This is a genomic window from Cyclobacterium sp. 10D3-21, assembly GCF_055809755.1.
Genome location: NZ_CM147924.1, coordinates 1,374,639 through 1,391,884 on the forward strand (window position 1 = coordinate 1,374,639; position 17,246 = coordinate 1,391,884).

Annotated in this window: 11 protein-coding genes; 10 read left to right on the forward strand and 1 reads right to left on the reverse strand. The window is 39.9% G+C overall.

Annotated features, from left to right (window positions below):
• Positions 1 to 74 precede the first annotated feature (74 nt).
• The 6 genes from AC0L7T_RS05795 (at position 75) to AC0L7T_RS05820 (ending at position 4,878) form a co-directional block, all read left to right on the forward strand.
• Positions 75 to 1,619: a glycoside hydrolase family 88 protein gene (locus AC0L7T_RS05795; RefSeq protein ID WP_473341544.1), complete on the forward strand. Its 1,545-nt coding sequence runs from the start codon at positions 75 to 77 to the stop codon at positions 1,617 to 1,619.
• 323 nt (positions 1,620 to 1,942) lie between these two features.
• Entirely contained in the window at positions 1,943 to 2,158 is a 216-nt protein-coding gene (locus AC0L7T_RS05800) for a hypothetical protein (protein WP_473341545.1), read from the forward strand.
• A gap of 741 nt (positions 2,159 to 2,899) precedes the next feature.
• A complete protein-coding gene (locus AC0L7T_RS05805) occupies positions 2,900 to 3,151 on the forward strand; it encodes a type II toxin-antitoxin system ParD family antitoxin (RefSeq protein ID WP_473341546.1) in 252 nt (83 codons plus the stop codon).
• On the forward strand, positions 3,144 to 3,443 hold the full coding sequence (locus AC0L7T_RS05810; protein WP_473341547.1) for a type II toxin-antitoxin system RelE/ParE family toxin: 300 nt from the start codon (positions 3,144 to 3,146) through the stop codon (positions 3,441 to 3,443). The genes AC0L7T_RS05805 and AC0L7T_RS05810 overlap by 8 nt, the downstream gene beginning before the upstream one ends.
• Before the next feature lie 891 nt (positions 3,444 to 4,334).
• Positions 4,335 to 4,586, forward strand: a complete 252-nt coding sequence (locus AC0L7T_RS05815; protein WP_473341546.1) for a type II toxin-antitoxin system ParD family antitoxin — start codon at positions 4,335 to 4,337, stop codon at positions 4,584 to 4,586.
• Positions 4,579 to 4,878 carry a type II toxin-antitoxin system RelE/ParE family toxin gene (locus AC0L7T_RS05820; protein ID WP_473341548.1) on the forward strand — a complete coding sequence of 100 codons (300 nt, stop codon included), beginning with the start codon at positions 4,579 to 4,581 and terminating at the stop codon, positions 4,876 to 4,878. Before AC0L7T_RS05815 ends, AC0L7T_RS05820 begins: the two co-directional genes overlap by 8 nt.
• Positions 4,879 to 6,280: 1,402 nt before the next feature.
• Here AC0L7T_RS05820 and AC0L7T_RS05825 read toward each other — a convergent pair.
• Positions 6,281 to 6,805 (reverse strand): RNA polymerase sigma factor, encoded by a 525-nt coding sequence (locus AC0L7T_RS05825; RefSeq protein ID WP_473341549.1) that lies wholly within the window; start codon positions 6,803 to 6,805, stop codon positions 6,281 to 6,283.
• Between the two features lie 409 nt (positions 6,806 to 7,214).
• On the opposite strand from AC0L7T_RS05825, the gene AC0L7T_RS05830 reads away from it, so the two are divergent.
• The 4 genes from AC0L7T_RS05830 (at position 7,215) to AC0L7T_RS05845 (ending at position 17,178) form a co-directional block, all read left to right on the forward strand.
• The gene (locus AC0L7T_RS05830) at positions 7,215 to 8,156 is read left to right on the forward strand and encodes a FecR family protein (protein ID WP_473341550.1); all 942 of its coding nucleotides are present in this window, start codon (positions 7,215 to 7,217) and stop codon (positions 8,154 to 8,156) included.
• A gap of 37 nt (positions 8,157 to 8,193) precedes the next feature.
• The gene (locus tag AC0L7T_RS05835) at positions 8,194 to 11,637 is read left to right on the forward strand and encodes a SusC/RagA family TonB-linked outer membrane protein (protein WP_473341551.1); all 3,444 of its coding nucleotides are present in this window, start codon (positions 8,194 to 8,196) and stop codon (positions 11,635 to 11,637) included.
• A gap of 23 nt (positions 11,638 to 11,660) precedes the next feature.
• A complete protein-coding gene (locus AC0L7T_RS05840) occupies positions 11,661 to 13,229 on the forward strand; it encodes a SusD/RagB family nutrient-binding outer membrane lipoprotein (protein ID WP_473341552.1) in 1,569 nt (522 codons plus the stop codon).
• Positions 13,230 to 13,617: 388 nt separating this feature from the next.
• Complete coding sequence (locus AC0L7T_RS05845) at positions 13,618 to 17,178, forward strand: PAS domain-containing protein (protein ID WP_473341553.1); 3,561 nt, start codon at positions 13,618 to 13,620, stop codon at positions 17,176 to 17,178.
• Positions 17,179 to 17,246 lie beyond the last annotated feature (68 nt).

The window sequence follows — 17,246 nt, forward strand, 5'->3', positions numbered from 1 at the left end:
TTTTTAGCCGCAGGCGCAACACAGAAAAATACGATCGATATACTGGACCGTTAGTGGTTATTAAAATACTTACAATGAGATTAAAGAGCCAAAAATACTATATAGAAAAATCAATGAGAATGGGATGTCAGCAAGTAATAGTAATGATCATTTTGATAGTTGTTGGATGGGGCTGCAAGCATAATACTAAAACACAAATTGATAAGGTAAGGGAGGAAGCCTCTTATTCCGTTCCTAAAATCATGGGGAATTATAGGCAGTCCAAGGAAGAAGAAACAGGCGGGGTGAAAATGGGATTTGAATCTGCCCTATTGTATCCTGACTCTTCGCAGAGTGAATTGATCTTTAAATGGGATAGTTTATCCGATAAATCATTTAATGAAGGGGCTTATTTCAGGCTTACGCTTGATTCTGATTTAAACAGTCGCCAAAAATTTTTATTGTTTACGGAGGGAAATGAATTAATTGATTCAATGGATATATCTCTTGGTACACCCTTTCAGCTCGTACAATGTAAAATTCAAGGAAAATACCTACCTGATGTTTTAAAGAACGGATTGAAAGTCCGGTCAAAAGGAAAAGGAGGGCCTGTTGGCGTTTTTACGCATACAGCACTGGGTTTAGATAACTTTTTACCACATCTACTCATTCCGGGCGAAACATCACCTCGAGAAGAATTTTATAAAAGAATGGCTTCTCTTGCCAGTTTAACAGAGTACGGATGGCAAGAGGGATGCGTAATAGATGGAATCGCTAAACTGTCGGAAAGGGCAGGGGATGGAACAAGGTATAAAAATAGCCTGGAAAAGCACATGTCACTCATTTTTCCTAATAATGATAGTATTAATCACAACTATGAAAAAATTGGAATAGAGTTTACATCGTGTCTGGCTCAGTTGGCCCTATGGAAACCTGAGCATCCTGAAATTGAGCATGTTTTAAACTTTTGGGAAAGTAAAACAGATTCAGCGGGTGTCATAAAAAATGGAAATACAATTGTTGCCGAAGGAAATTACACTGTCGCTTGGCCTTTAGCGGTAATTTCTCAACAATTAAACAAACCTGAATTGGCAGATGTAGCAATCAGTCAGTTAAGATTTCGACGCGATTACCTAATTGACAAACAAGGGGCAATTTGGTTAAGATACAATTTAGCTACACAGGAAAGAACTTTCCGCTTGTGGTCGAGAGGTTTAACCTGGTATGTATTAGGGCTTGCAAAAACATTGGATGTCTTACCTAATCCTCCACAAGATTTAATTGAAGAGTTACAAAGGGCAACTGATTATTTAATTACAATTCAAGGAGAAGATGGGATGTGGTCAGTCTTTGCCGGAGATTCTCTTACTGCACCTGAAACATCCGGCACATGCGGTATAGCCACGGCAATGGCAATTGGAGTGCGTAGAGGTTGGTTAGGAAAGAATGCTAAAGCAGCTGCATTGCTGGCTTTACAAGGGGTGGAGAAAAGACTTACAGCCGACGGGTATCTTGATGGTGTAGCGGAAGAAAATAAAGGTGGTATAGCATTTCAAAGAAAAACAAAAGGTTCAATATGCAATTGGGGAATGGGACTGTTCGCACAACTTCTTGCAGAATTAGAGCCGCCGGAATACTGATTTAAATGGATGTGGTGATGTGGTGATGGGGTGATTTGGTGATCGGGTGATGTTGTGATGTAGTGAGTTGGTGATGTGGTGATCGTGTGATGGTTTTGAATTATTTTCAAATTGGTATAACCTCAGATCACTGATCACTAAATCACAGATCCCCAGCTGAATAGCAAACTCGCAAGGTTCAAGATTTCTGTGGATGATTTAAATGCTGTAAGGGCAATGATTTCAGATATAGAAGCGGTACGTTCTACCTACTTGAGAGTAAAAGGGGAGTCACAAGATGCCACAAAAACCAAAGAGGCAACCTTTGTAAGATAGATGATTGGATGAGGGATTTTTTCGCTGTGGCCAATGGGTTGGATGAAAATCCACAATTTTTAGAGTGGTTAGGTAAGCCGGTTTACGTAAGTGATTTTGTCAGCATTGTTGCAGAAAAAAAAGCAACAATACCGCCAAAATCGGGTTATTCTTATCGTTTTTACCAAGGATTCACAGCCTTGGCTACAAAAATGGCACCCCTATGGGGTTTTGGGATTTGTTAGGCTTTACCGTCAATATTTCCATAGGGAGTAATGTCAAGCGAAAATGAGTTCTATGCTAGGTTAAATAGCTAGACTATATGGCTTAAGCTGCCTAAGCTTATTCAATTCCATTTACTTTTTTCGGCCTTATGGAAATTAGTAAAATGGATTGCTCAATGGCGTTAAAAACAAAAAACTGTTTGAGGCCTTTTCGGCCGAGTTTTTTTTGTTTAGCCAGGGAGTGATTCATTTTGCGTTAAGATTTACATACAGCCTTGACTTTTTTGGTTCGTTTTTGTGGCAAGCCTGCCCTGATTTTTAACTCACTCAGGGCCTGCCCTGATTTTTAACTCACTCAGGGCCTGCCCTGAAGCGTAGCAACTCAGGGGGGAAAATGAACAGGTAGAAATTTGGTTAACTTTAAGCGAGATTGATTTTGTCAGCATTGTTGTAGAAAAAAAGCAACAATACCGCCAGAATCAGGTTATGCTTACCGTTTTGACCAAGGCTTGACAGCATTGGCTACAAAAATGGCACCCCTATGGGGTTTTGGGATTTTTTAGGCTTTACAACAATATTATTTCACCCATTGCTGGTAAAAATCACACTATCAAGGCTCAAAATAAAAAAGCAAAATTCAAGCCGATAGTGTGAATGTTTGGCTTATGCGCAAATTCTCAGCTAAGCTTGAGTTTATAAAGTTGTTTAGTGTTATTTGGGAAAATTACCAATAATTGGTATTTTAGAGTAAAAGTTAAAATTATGAGTAAAAACACTTCAATATCACTCGGGAATTATTTTGACCAATTTGTGAGTAGCCAAGTTTCTACCGGACGGTATAAAAATGTAAGCGAGGTAATCAGAGCTGGACTTCGATTATTGGAAAATGAGGAAAGCAAAGAAATTGCTTTAAGAAATGCAATTCAACAAGGATTAAATAGTCCAATTGTTGAAGACTTTGATTTCGATGAGAATCTTAAAAAATTAAAAGCGGAAAAAAGAAAAAATGGCTAAAGTTGTATTAAGGCAAAAAGCCATCGACGATTTAAATAATATTTGGTTTTACACTTTCGAAACCTGGTCTGAAACTCAAGCGGACAAGTATTACGCAACGATAAAAATGGTGTGTAATGGAATCGCTGATAATCCAAACATTGGAAAAGAATATGATGGAATAAATAGAAACCTTCTTGGAATAAAATCTGGAAAGCATATAATCTTCTATCAAATAATTAAGCCCGAAAGAATTGAAATTATCAGGAGCTTACACGAAAGAATGGATTTGAAAAATAGAATAGCTGAATAAAAAAAAATAATGCCTATAAATGATTTTGTCAGCATTGTTGCAAAAAAAAGCAACAATACCGCCAAAATCGGATTGTGCTTATCGTTTTGACCAAGGCTTGACAGCCTTGGCTACAAAAATGACAACCCTATCGGGTTTTGGGATTTGTAAGGCTTAGCTGTCAATATTTCCATAGGGAGTAATGTCAAGTGAAAATGAGTTCTATCCTAGGTTAAATAGCTAGCCTGTATGGCTTAAGCTGCCTAAGCTTATTCAATTCCATTTACTTTTTTCGGCCTTATGGAAATTAGTAAAATGGATTGCTCAATGGCGTTAAAAACAAAAAACTGTTTGAGGCCTTTTCGGCCGAGTTTTTTTGTTTAGACAGGGAGTGATTCATTTTGCGTTAAGATTTACATACAGCCTTGACTTTTTTGGTTCGTTTTTGTGGCAAGCCTGCCCTGATTTTTAACTCACTCAGGGCCTGCCCTGATTTTTAACTCACTCAGGGCCTGCCCTGAAGCGTAGCAACTCAGGGGGGAAAATGAACAGGTAGAAATTTGGTTAACTTTAAGCGAGATTGATTTTGTCAGCATTGTTGTAGAAAAAAAGCAACAATACCGCCAGAATCAGGTTATGCTTACCGTTTTGACCAAGGCTTGACAGCATTGGCTACAAAAATGGCACCCCTATGGGGTTTTGGGATTTTTTAGGCTTTACAACAATATTATTTCACCCATTGCTGGTAAAAATCACACTATCAAGGCTCAAAATAAAAAAGCAAAATTCAAGCCGATAGTGTGAATGTTTGGCTTATGCGCAAATTCTCAGCTAAGCTTGAGTTTATAAAGTTGTTTAGTGTTATTTGGGAAAATTACCAATAATTGGTATTTTAGAGTAAAAGTTAAAATTATGAGTAAAAACACTTCAATATCACTCGGGAATTATTTTGACCAATTTGTGAGTAGCCAAGTTTCTACCGGACGGTATAAAAATGTAAGCGAGGTAATCAGAGCTGGACTTCGATTATTGGAAAATGAGGAAAGCAAAGAAATTGCTTTAAGAAATGCAATTCAACAAGGATTAAATAGTCCAATTGTTGAAGACTTTGATTTCGATGAGAATCTTAAAAAATTAAAAGCGGAAAAAAGAAAAAATGGCTAAAGTTGTATTAAGGCAAAAAGCCATCGACGATTTAAATAATATTTGGTTTTACACTTTCGAAACCTGGTCTGAAACTCAAGCGGACAAGTATTACGCAACGATAAAAATGGTGTGTAATGGAATCGCTGATAATCCAAACATTGGAAAAGAATATGATGGAATAAATAGAAACCTTCTTGGAATAAAATCTGGAAAGCATATAATCTTCTATCAAATAATTAAGCCCGAAAGAATTGAAATTATCAGGATCTTACACGAAAGAATGGATTTGAAAAATAGAATAGCTGAATAAAAAAAATAATGCCTATAAATGATTTTGTCAGCATTGTTGCAGAAAAAAAGCAACAATACCGCCAAAATCGGGTTATTCTTATCGTTTTTACCAAGGATTCACAGCCTTGGCTACAAAAATGGCACCCCTATGGGGTTTTGGGATTTGTTAGGCTTTACCGTCAATATTTCCATAGGGAGTAATGTCAAGCGAAAATGAGTTCTATGCTAGGTTAAATAGCTAGACTATATGGCTTAAGCTGCCTAAGCTTATTCAATTCCATTTACTTTTTTCGGCCTTATGGAAATTAGTAAAATGGATTGCTCAATGGCGTTAAAAACAAAAAACTGTTTGAGGCCTTTTCGGCCGAGTTTTTTTTGTTTAGCCAGGGAGTGATTCATTTTGCGTTAAGATTTACATACAGCCTTGACTTTTTTGGTTCGTTTTTGTGGCAAGCCTGCCCTGATTTTTAACCCACTCAGGGCCTGCCCTGATTTTTAACCCACTCAGGGCCTGCCCTGATTTTTAACTCACTCAGGGCCTGCCCTGAAGCGTAGCAACTCAGGGGGGAAAATGAACAGGTACAAATTTGGTTAACTTTAAGCGAGATTGAATTTGTCAGCATTGTTGCAGAAAAAAAAGCAACAATACCGCCAGAATCAGGTTATGCTTACCGTTTTGACCAAGGCTTGACAGCCTTTGCTACAAAAATGGCACCCCTTGGGGTTTTGGGATTTGTTAGGCTTTACCGTCAATATTTCCATAGGGAGTAATGTCAAGCGAAAATGAGTTCTATGCTAGGTTAAATAGCTAGCCTGTATAGCTTTAGCTGCCTAAGCTTATTCAATTCCATTTACTTTTTTCGGCCTTATGGAAATTAGTTAAATGGATTGCTCAATGGCGTTAAAAACAAAAAACTGTTTGAGGCCTTTTCGGCCGAGTTTTTTTGTTTAGACAGGGAGTGATTCATTTTGCGTTAAGATTTACATACAGCCTTGACTTTTTTGGTTCGTTTTTGTGGCAAGCCTGCCCTGATTTTTAACCCACTCAGGGCCTGCCCTGATTTTTAACTCACTCAGGGCCTGCCCTGATTTTTAACCCACTCAGGGCCTGCCCTGATTTTTAACTCACTCAGGGCCTGCCCTGAAGCGTAGCAACTCAGGGCCAAAAATGAATAGGTAGAAATTTGGTTAACTATAAGCGAGAGTGATTTTGTCAGCATTGTTGCAAAAAAAAAGCAACAATACCGCCAAAATCGGATTGTGCTTATCGTTTTGACCAAGGCTTGACAGCCTTGGCTACAAAAATGACAACCCTATCGGGTTTTGGAATTTGTTAGGCTTAGCCGTCAATATTACCATAGGGAGTATGTCGTGAGCACCTATTCCTTTAAGTGCGATAAAAAGTGAGGATAAATTCTTCCCTAAAAATTCAATTGGCCAATAGATCCTATGATAACGGTCAACAATTCAGGTTTCATTTGTGAACGGATTACCTTTAACGCCCTGAAAAGATGGTTTTTTGCTGTGTTGGGAGCAATGTTTAATTCCTGCGCGATCTCAGGTAGTGACAGCTCTTCTGAATGGTGTAGCTTAAATACTTCCTGTTGCCTTTGGGGAAGCTCTTTGATAATGAGGTCCAGGCGATGTATCGTTTCTCGTTCGTAGATATGGCTTTCTGTTTTGTTTTCCCATTTTGCCATAGACAACCAAACTGTTTCTTGTAAAGACTTCTCCCTGGCAAGTTTTTTAAAATGGTCCATCACGGCATTTTTCGCCATCTTAAAAACATAAAAATCAGGATTCTCCATCCCCAGGATTTTATCCTTACACTCCCAGGCTTTCAGTATGATATCTTGGGTGATGTCCTCTGCGAGGGAGCTGTCTTTGACAAGTTTTAAAATAAAGAAATAAACCTTATTCCTTAAGATTTTCATTCTATTTTCCATTGTTCATATTTAATAATAAATATTGGGCTATAGATTGAACAAAGACTACTTTAATATCTGAGAGGAGATATGAATGGCTAATTTATTAAAAAAACGCAAAAACAAAAACAGATGTGATTTTTAATGTTTTAACGGTATCGTATTATGTTTTAATTCACTTAAAATACCAAACAATCTACTTTTATTTAATTTTTTTTCTTTTCCACTGGTCTGTTTTTATCAAAGTGGCGTCTTCTTTACGATTGTGAATTTATTGACTAAGGCTATTTGAGAAGGAGATGCCTGAAATCGTTTTTGTACTTATGTGAGAAAGTTGAAATGGAATGTCCATTTCGCTACCTGTTTACCCTTTGACAATGCCGATAAGAGGTTGCATGGGATACCTATGTTGTCATTTAAAGCTTTACCTGTGAAAAATAAATTCGAAGAATTATTTAAAAAATATGTTGATGGTTCCCTTTCAAGAGAGGAATACGAAAAATTCCTAAGCCTACTTGATAGGGATGATTCGTTGGCAGCATTAAATAAGGAATTGGATAAATTATGGGTGCAGGATGAGGATTCCAAGCCCGAACGCATCCCAACTGCCTCAGTCGCAAAGAAGTCAACCAGGCAACTCACTTTTTGGGGAATAGCCGCCACCGTTTTATTGGTTGTAGGATTTACCTCATGGTTCGTCTTCTTGCAGAACAGCGCTACAGGTTTTGAAGAGTACCACACGGACTTCGGAGAGGTGAAGGAATTAACGCTGCCTGACGGGAGTGAGATCAAGCTAAATGCCAACTCCAGCATAACCTGGGACAAAGCCTGGGAGGCAAAGGGCAAACGGCAAATCGTCTTGAAAGGCGAGGCGTTTTTTGACATACAATCGCTTCCTGGAAAGATTCCCTTTGTAGTGGAAACAGGCGAAGTATCCCTGAAAGTAATAGGCACCTCCTTTAATGTAGACAATAGAAGTGAAAAAGTAGAAATCTACCTGGATGAAGGTCGCCTCGATGTCCATTTGAATGATCCTGAGATTGAGGTCATAAAAATGGTTCCGGGAGACAAAGTAAAGGTGAATCAGGAAACCAATAAAGTTGCTAAAGAAACGAATACCTCCTTTATTAATTCAGCTTCCTGGAAAAATGGAATTCTCAATTTCAAAGACATGAAGCTGGCTGAAGTGCTGGTAAAGCTTACCAATATTTACGGAAAAACTTTTGTCTGTGAAGATGAAGCCTTATTGGACATAGACCTTTACCTGGGTGTCCCTTTTGCCGACTGGGATACCGTAAAGCAGGTTTTGTCCTTGTCACTGGACATAGAATTTATAGAAAATGAGGATCAAGTAGAAATTAAACGCTTATAACATAATTAACAATTACCCTAAATAACTGAGATAAATTATGAAACAATTTAGATGGAGGCTAGGCTTATTTAGCCTTTGGACAATGAGTTTACTGTCCGTAATGGACGTAAATGCGCTGGACCTGAAAATTAGTGAGGAGATGTACCTCCTTGAGGCAATTGATAAAATTAGTCGGGATTTTGACGTTTACTTCACCTTTGACAAAGCCTTGGTAAGTGGCATTAAGGTGAATTATGACAAAAATGCGGTAAATGTAGAAGATGCTGTCGGTACGGTGCTGAAGAAGACCTCGCTTACTTTTAAACTTATTAATGAGCAATTTTTAATCATTTATAAAAATGATGAAGAGGGTTTGAAATCTCTCCGCAGCATGTCCAAACACCTGGATAAATTAATTAAGGAGGAAGAAAAAGCCTTCAATAAACAAGCGGTATTGGCGCCGCGACCTATTGCTAATCCAGGTAATTTGTTTGCCAATATCACGGGTAAAGTAGTTAGTGCTAGCGGAGAATCACTCGTTGGTGTTACCATCTTGATTAAAGGCAAAAACCGTGGAACGGTAACCGACCTCGACGGTGGCTTTACGCTGGATGGTGTTGAGAGCAATGATGTGTTGGTTTTTTCCTATATAGGATTCCTTACCCAGGAAGTAGCTGTAGGCAACAGTTCTATGATTTCAATCACCCTTCAAGAGGATTCCAAAGCACTTGATGAAGTTGTCGTGACAGCCTTAGGTATAAGAAAAGAAGTGAAAGCACTTGGCTATTCGGTTACTAAAATAGATGGGGAAAGTTTTTCCAAGGCAAGGGAAACCAACTTCGCCAACTCTTTGGTGGGTAAAGTGGCAGGTGTAAATGTTACAGGTGTAGGTTCTGGTCCAGGAAGCTCTTCAAGAGTCACCATTAGGGGAAATACCTCTATTTCCGGAGACAACCAACCTTTGTATGTGATTAATGGTATGCCTATGGACAATACCCAATTTGGTAGTCCATCAGGAGCAAATCCTGACTGGGGAGACAATATTTCCAGTATTAACGCAGACGATATCGCAGAGATCACTGTGCTAAAAGGCGCTACAGCAGCTGCATTGTACGGTTCAAGAGCTAAAAATGGTGCGATCGTAATCACCACCAAATCCGGTGCTGGTAAGAAAGGCCTGGGAGTTGAAATTACTAGTCACAATACCTTTGATGTTCCGTATTATTTATGGGAAATACAGGACCAATACGGTCAGGGATATGGTGGTGTAAAACCTGCAAGTCAGCAGGACGCGGCCAATCACGGACAAAATCACTGGGGAGCACCTTTTGATGGCTCTCAGGTAATTCAATTGGATGGGGTTGAGCGTCCTTATTCTTATGTGAAAGACCAGGTTTTGGATGATTTTTACAGAACAGGTAGCACCTCTAGTAACAATATCTCTTTCTCAGGTGGTGGTGACAATGGCTCTTTCAGGCTTGGTATCACCAATTTGAAAAACAGTGGGATTATTCCAAACTCAGGCATGGAAAGGAATAATATCAGTTTGGGGCTTACGCAAAAGGCGGCTAAAAACCTTACGATTTCTGCCAATGTAGATTACATTACAGAAAATGTAAACAACAGGTATGTCAATAGAGGCACCCAGGGGAGTGCTGGCGGAACCATCCTTTTTGTCAACACCAATATGCCAACAAGTGCATTGGCACCAGGCTACAATGATGATTATAGCGAGAAGGTGCTAGGTACGGATCTCAATGCCACCAACCCCTATTATGTTGTCAATAGAATGAGCAACAAAACCCAAAAGGACAGGTTTATCACAGGGATAACGACGCGTTGGGATGTGCTTCCATGGTTGTTTATTCAGGGTAGAGCAGGTCAGGATTATTACACCTTTAGAGGAGACAATATTATACCTGATGGTACAGGCTTCCGTGCAAATGGTCAGATCGACCAAAGGGTCATGAACTTCTGGGAGAGAAACTTTGAAGGGCTGATAGGCATAAACAAAGACTTGAATGAAGACTTTGACCTGGCCGTGAATTTGGGAGGTAACTTGATGTCCCAACACAGGTATACCACCTCTATTTCTGGATTGGGATTTGTTGTGCCTCAATTGCATGTGGTCAACAATACCTCCATTAGAAACACCTCTACTCAGAATTATGACAAGAAAATCAACTCGGTTTTCGGAACTATGGAATTGAGCTTTAGGAATTATCTTTACCTCAACCTGACGGGAAGGAATGATTGGTTTTCAACCCTTAATCCCAATTCAAACAACTTCTTCTATCCTTCTGCAGGAGTGAGTTTTGTGCTTTCTGATGCTATTGATCTGCCAAGAGCAATTAGCTTTAGTAAATTCCGTGTAGCCTATGCCTCTGTAGGTGGTGATACAGATCCTTATGGTTTGAATCTTACTTATGGTTTGATGGACTACAATTACAATGGGGTGCCGCTAGGTACCATCAACCAGCAGACAGTGCCGAACAATTTGCTTCAACCACTTAATGTGGATGAATACGAAGCTGGCTTAGACATTAGGGTATTGGACAATAGATTGGGTTTAGACTTTGCCGTTTACAATAAATTAACCACCAATGACATTGCAGTGGAAAGTATATCTACTACCAGTGGTTATTCTGGCGTGTCAGTAAACGTAGGAAGTATCCGGAACAGAGGCGTTGAGTTTTTGCTAACTGGCAAGCCTGTAGTTACAGCAGATTTTGACTGGTACATCACGGGTAACCTTGCCTACAACAAAAGTAAAGTATTGAAAATCTCAGATACTTCGAATGAATTGATTTTGGCCACAACGACCAAAGCCTTTATCAAGCACATAGAAGGAATGGAGTATTCTCAGATTGTAGGGCGAACCATTTTGAGAGATGAAGAAGGAAGAGACATTATTGATGCTACTGGCCTTCCCATCGTTCCAGCAGGTGTGGTTCCTTTTGGTACAGGTGTACACCGATGGACTGGTGGTTTGATAAATAATTTCAGGTACAAATCCTTTAATTTAAACGTTTTGGTAGATGGTAAATTTGGTGGAAGCATTTATTCCCAAACCAATTATGACCTGGAACACCGAGGCATGTCTTACGGATCGCTACTAGGTAGAGAAAACGGAGCCGTTTTGCCGGGTGTTAATGAAAACGGTGAAGTCAATGATGTATTGGTCTCTGCTGATAGGGTAAACAATAGGGCCATTATCGTAAGGCGTAGAGATGCACTTGACGATTACCTTTATGATGCAAGTTTCATCAAATTGAGGAACATCTCCTTGAGCTATAGCCCTCCAGCATCATTTTATAACAAGTTAGGATTCGTGAAAGGTGGAAGCATTTCTTTGGTAGGAAGAAACCTTCTAATACTAATGAGTCATTCACCAGGCATAGATCCGGAAAACAATTTGTATCCAGGAAATAGCCAGGGTGTTGAATCAAGTGCCTTGCCTCCAACAAGGAGTATAGGGGTGAATGTAAACCTTAAGTTCTAATCTCAATAATAGACCGAATTATCATGAAAAATAATCTGTTAAAAAACGCGATTTTATTTTGTCTCGTGATCCTGGCGTCTTGCGACCAGGGGTTTGAAGAGCTTAATAAAGACCCGAATGCAGTCACTGCCGATCAATTCAATCCTTCCTTTTTATTGACTACCGCACAACTAAAGTCCGCGCAGGGAGATCACAATACCAGCTTGTATTATGGAACCTGTTTTGTGCAACAAATGGCCTCTTTGAGTAATGTGGGGATCTTTGATTACCATGGTGACAAATACGTTTATCATAAAGGCAACAATGAGGCACTTTGGAATGCTACTTATGGCAATACCGCCAAACTAATTGAGGACATTGTCATCCAAACGGAAGGGGATGCAGATTTCAACAACCTGCACCAGATGGCAAGAATCTGGAGAACCATCATTTACCACAGGTTAACAGATATGTATGGCGACATTCCTTATTTTGAATCCAGCAGAGGTTATTATGAGCAAATTTACAAGCCCAAGTATGATGCCCAAAAGGACATTTACCTCGATATGCTAAGCGAACTTGAGGATGCTGTTAGCAAATTGGATGCAACCAAAAACAATTTCTCCGAAGCAGACATTGCCTATGATGGCGACATCGCCAAATGGAAGAAATTGGGAAACTCCATGATGCTTAGGCTGGGAATGCGCTTGTCTAAAGTAGAGCCATCTACCTCTGAAGCCTGGGTCAAAAAAGCGGTAGCGGGTGGCGTATTTACCGACAACGATGACAACCTTTTTATCAGCGGAACAGATCCTACAGGTACCTCCTCCGATCTAGCCAATGGCATGAGCTGGACGATAAGTGTTGGCACAAGGAGTCCTGGTAAAATCGCTGCCACTTTCTTTAATTTCTTAAGTGACCACAATGATCCCAGGCTGAAACACACGGTAGCCGTCTATACTGACCCTACCAATATAAGCACTAAAAACACCGATCCTGCCATTCAAAAAGGCTTGCCAAACGGTTTGGACAGACAAACCCTTGAGGCTCACCCTAGCTACAATCCAGACAGCCCTGGTCAGGAACACCAATATTCCGGTGTAAACAGGTCTGTATATGCCAAGCTAGATGGGCCAAGGATGTTCATCACCAATGCTGAAGTGCAGTACATGATGGCAGAAGCCGCAGTGCGAGGCTGGATAAGTGGAGATGCTGCTGCCTATTACGAGACGGGAGTGTCTGAAGCCATGAAAATGCTTCAGCAATACGACCAGTCAGCAACCATCACTGACCAGGAGATCACTGCTTATTTGACTGCCAATCCATTTGTAGGCACTTCAAATATGGAAGCCGCGCTGGAGCAAATCAATACCCAGTACTGGGCAGCTACCTTCCTGAATGGCTATGAAGCCTTTTCCAATGTCAGAAGATCTGGTTACCCAGTCTTGACGCCTATCAACTACCCCGACAATGAAACCGGAGGATTGTTCCCTGGTAGGTTAAGGTATCCAGACAATGAACCTGTACTCAACGTAGAAAACTACAACGCAGCAGTAAGCAGACAAGGAGCCGATAACTACATCACCCATGTATGGTGGGATGTAGCCAATTAGAACCGTGACGATAGGTACTTTTTGTCCATACTCAATTGTCACCGAATGGAAGCCGCCAAGAGTAAATCTTGGTGGCTTTTTTTTTGTAAAGGGCCAAAGGTAGACTTTCCCGCCCACCGCTTATAATAATCCAAAAAAATAAAGGATAAACCTATGGATGTGCTGGCCTGGGAAATAACATCCATTTTTTGCAAAGATTCTCACATTTCTCACAGTTATCCTTAATATTTTAGCGTTTCCAATGCAATCTTTGTCTGAAATCCCTAATTTACAAAAAAACAAGTTGAGGGAGCTGGGCGATTAATTCTAAAGTACGCAACTTCCCACCTAAAAAATAGCTAAATACACATGTTATTCAAATTTTTTAAACAGAATAAAAAGCTCATTGATGGAAACAAATTACCTCAAAAAAGAACTTTACGAACTCATTAAATCAGATGAGCGAATTTTCGATTTCATTCAAGAATCTTGTATGGATGGCATGTGGTATTGGGATTTGGAAAATCCTGAAGAAGAATGGATGAATGCTAAATTTTGGGATGTTTTAGGGTACAACCACAATGAAATGCCACACAAAACTTCGGCATGGAAAGACATTATTCACCCTGATGATTTAAAAATTGCTACGGAAAACATTGCCAAACATCTCGAAAACCCAAATTATCCTTACGACCAAACGGTACGGTACACGCATAAAAACGGCTCTACTGTATGGATAAGGTGCCGTGGTTTAGCAGTTAGAGACAAGCATGGCAAACCACTAAGAATATTGGGGGCTCACCAAAATATTACAGCATTTAAAAATACCGAATTAAAGTTTCAAAAGAGTACCGCTCTACTTCGCAACGCCCAACAAGTTTCTAAGCTAGGTAGTTGGGAACTTGATCTAAAAACCAATGAGGTGGTTTGGACAGAGGAGCTTTATAAAATTTATGGCTTCGACCCCACGAAGCCCCCTCCTCCCTACACCGAACACATGAAGTTATTTACTGCTGAAAGTTGGCAGCAAGTTTCTTCCTCCATGACCTTAACTATAGAAAAAGGTATTCCATATGAGTTAGAACTAAGAAGCATTAAAAAAGATGGAAGCTACGGGTGGATGTGGGTACGTGGGGAAGCGATACACAGTGAAAGCAAGGAAATTATAGGACTAAGGGGAGTAGCACAGGATATAACGGAAAGAAAGAACATTGAATTGGAAAAAGAAGCACTCACAAAGCGATTGAATTATGCGATGGATGCTTCGGGTGACGGGATCTGGGACTGGACTCCTATGGATGGTGTTACAGTCTTTTCAAAGGCATGGGTAGAAATGCTGGGGTATAAAGTGGGCGAGCTTGCATCCTTAGCAAGTGAATGGTCGGACAGATTGCATCCTGATGATATTGAATGGGTGTTTGCAGCGATCAACGAAGTTACACAAACACCGGAAAATGGCGACACCTTTAGCCATGAATACCGATTTAGAAACAAGGAAGGTAAGTATCTGTGGATATTGAACACAGCAAAAGTAGTTGAAAGAAACGAAAATGGAGAAGCGACACGGGTTGTAGGCACTCATAAGAATATTACCGAACGCAAAAAAGAAGATGAAGAGAAGAAGGAAAGCGAATTGCGTTTTGCAGTGGCCATAGATGGCACGGAAGCAGGTATCTGGGATTGGGACATGATAAACAACAAGGTGGTTCTCTCCAGACAATGGAAAGCCATGCTTGGGTATGAAGACTCAGAAATAGAAAATTCCTTTGAGGGATGGCAAAGACTATGGCATCCTGATGATGTCACTTCAATTGAAAAATCTGTATCAGATCATCTGAATGGCATCACTCAAAAATATGAAATAGTACATCGCTGTCTTCATAAAAATGGCAGCTGGCATTGGATCATGACGCGGGGAAAAATTCTCCGGGATGAAGTTGGCAAACCCTATCGTTGGATAGGGACCAATGTTGATATTACCCCTCAGAAAAATGCGGAGGAAGAGCAGAAGATTGCTAAGGAACAAGCAGAAACGGCCAGTAAAGCAAAATCTGAGTTTTTGGCTAACATGAGCCACGAAATCCGTACCCCACTAAATGGAGTAATTGGCTTTACCGACTTACTTACCAAGACGCCACTTAGCCCTGTTCAGCAGCAATATGTGAATAGCGCCAATGTGTCAGGCCATACGCTACTTGGTATTATCAACGATATTCTTGATTTTTCTAAGATAGAAGCAGGCATGTTGGAGCTTGAGGTGATGAAGACCGATATGATAGCGCTTCTCGAAAATTCCATTGATATCGTCAAATTCTCGGCAGCAGAGAAAGCGCTTGAATTGTTAATGGATATTGATCCCAATATGCCTCGTTTTGCCCACATAGATCCCATTCGTACCCAGCAGATTTTGGCAAACCTTTTAAGCAATGCCGTCAAGTTCACCCAAAAAGGGGAAGTGATCGTTAAAGTAGTTTTTTTTCCACTCGATGGCCATCAAGGTACCCTTAAAGTTTCTGTAAAAGATACCGGTATCGGCATTAACAAAGAACAAATAACCAAGCTTTTCAAATCATTTTCTCAAGCAGACAGTTCCACAACGCGTCAATTTGGAGGTACTGGTTTAGGGCTTGTCATTTCGCAAATGATTGCAGAAAAAATGGGAAGCAAAATCAATATTGATAGTGAACCTGACGTTGGCACTACTTTCTTTTTTGAGATCATGACTCATTTTGAGGAAGGAGAAAAACCAGACAACAAACAGATTGGAGGTGTAAAACGCTGTTTGATTATTGATGACAATGCCAACAACCGGGTTATTTTGCAACAAATGCTTAATCAATGGCAGATTGAATCAGATACCTGTGAAAATGGATTTCAGGCACTACAATTGTTGGAAACCGCATTGCCTTATGATGTAATCATTTGCGATTATAATATGCCCTATATTAATGGCCTGGAAACCATTCGCCTCATGAAGGAAAAGTTGAATTTAAACCTTGAAAAACAGCCGGTAATTCTACTTTACTCTTCCGCTCAGGATGAAGCACTTCACCAAAAATGTATGGAAATTGGGGTTCGTTATCGTTTAACCAAGCCTGTCAAAAGCAATGATCTATTCATTTATCTCTCCAATTTAAATCAAGACTTAAAAACTAGCCCACAGAAAGAAACGGAAGAAATAACCTATGCAATTGAGCCAAATGAAAAGATAAAAATCATCGTTGCTGAAGACAATTCCTTGAACATGGTGCTAAGCAAAACTTTGCTGCTCCAATTAATGCCCAATAGCGATATTTATGAAGCAAAGAATGGCTTAATGGCTGTAGAACAATACCAGAAGCTCAATCCTGATATAGTATTTATGGACATACAAATGCCTGAACTTGATGGTATTGGAGCCACCAAGCAAATTAGAGCCATAGAAAATAGTACCGGCAACCATATTCCTATTATTGCACTTACAGCGGGAGCAATAAAGGAGGAAAAAGAGAAGTGTTTGGCTGCAGGAATGGATGAATTCCTGACAAAACCACTAGAGGTACAAAAAATTGAATTGGTGCTGAATAAATTCATTCGGCTGGCAAAAAAAGCCAATACAAATAGTGAGGAGGCAGTTGCCACAAATGAAGTTCATTTCGGATACAGCGAACTATTAAGTAGTCTTGGAGGAGATATAAAGAGTGCGCAACTTTTAATCTCAATGTTATTGGCTGACATGCCGGATAAAATAAACCAACTCAATCAGGCGTATAAGAAAAAGGATAGCAAAACCATTAGCCAAATTGCGCATTCAATAAAGGGTTCAATGATGGCCATTCGCTGTAATCTTTTGGCTGATATCGCTGCCGAAATAGGAGATGAGACCGAAGAGGATTCTCTTGAGATGCTAAAAATACAGTTAACAGCGTTCAAAGAAGAATGGGAATTCGTCAAGCAATTATTGCTGGAAAAAATAGAACAAGAGAAATAATTGGACACTTTTTATAAGCCGATTATGGATGGGAACATTATTGTCAATTGTGGGAGTAGGACCAATCA

Excerpts from the sequence above, each read along its gene's own strand:
- AC0L7T_RS05795 (WP_473341544.1), top strand. The coding sequence starts at position 75 with ATGAGATTAAAGAGCCAAAAATACTATATAGAAAAATCAATGAGAATG.
- AC0L7T_RS05835 (WP_473341551.1), top strand. The coding sequence starts at position 8,194 with ATGAAACAATTTAGATGGAGGCTAGGCTTATTTAGCCTTTGGACAATG.
- AC0L7T_RS05800 (WP_473341545.1), top strand. The coding sequence starts at position 1,943 with ATGAGGGATTTTTTCGCTGTGGCCAATGGGTTGGATGAAAATCCACAA.
- AC0L7T_RS05805 (WP_473341546.1), top strand. The coding sequence starts at position 2,900 with ATGAGTAAAAACACTTCAATATCACTCGGGAATTATTTTGACCAATTT.
- AC0L7T_RS05840 (WP_473341552.1), top strand. The coding sequence starts at position 11,661 with ATGAAAAATAATCTGTTAAAAAACGCGATTTTATTTTGTCTCGTGATC.
- AC0L7T_RS05810 (WP_473341547.1), top strand. The coding sequence starts at position 3,144 with ATGGCTAAAGTTGTATTAAGGCAAAAAGCCATCGACGATTTAAATAAT.
- AC0L7T_RS05845 (WP_473341553.1), top strand. The coding sequence starts at position 13,618 with ATGGAAACAAATTACCTCAAAAAAGAACTTTACGAACTCATTAAATCA.
- AC0L7T_RS05825 (WP_473341549.1), bottom strand. The coding sequence starts at position 6,805 with ATGGAAAATAGAATGAAAATCTTAAGGAATAAGGTTTATTTCTTTATT.
- AC0L7T_RS05820 (WP_473341548.1), top strand. The coding sequence starts at position 4,579 with ATGGCTAAAGTTGTATTAAGGCAAAAAGCCATCGACGATTTAAATAAT.
- AC0L7T_RS05815 (WP_473341546.1), top strand. The coding sequence starts at position 4,335 with ATGAGTAAAAACACTTCAATATCACTCGGGAATTATTTTGACCAATTT.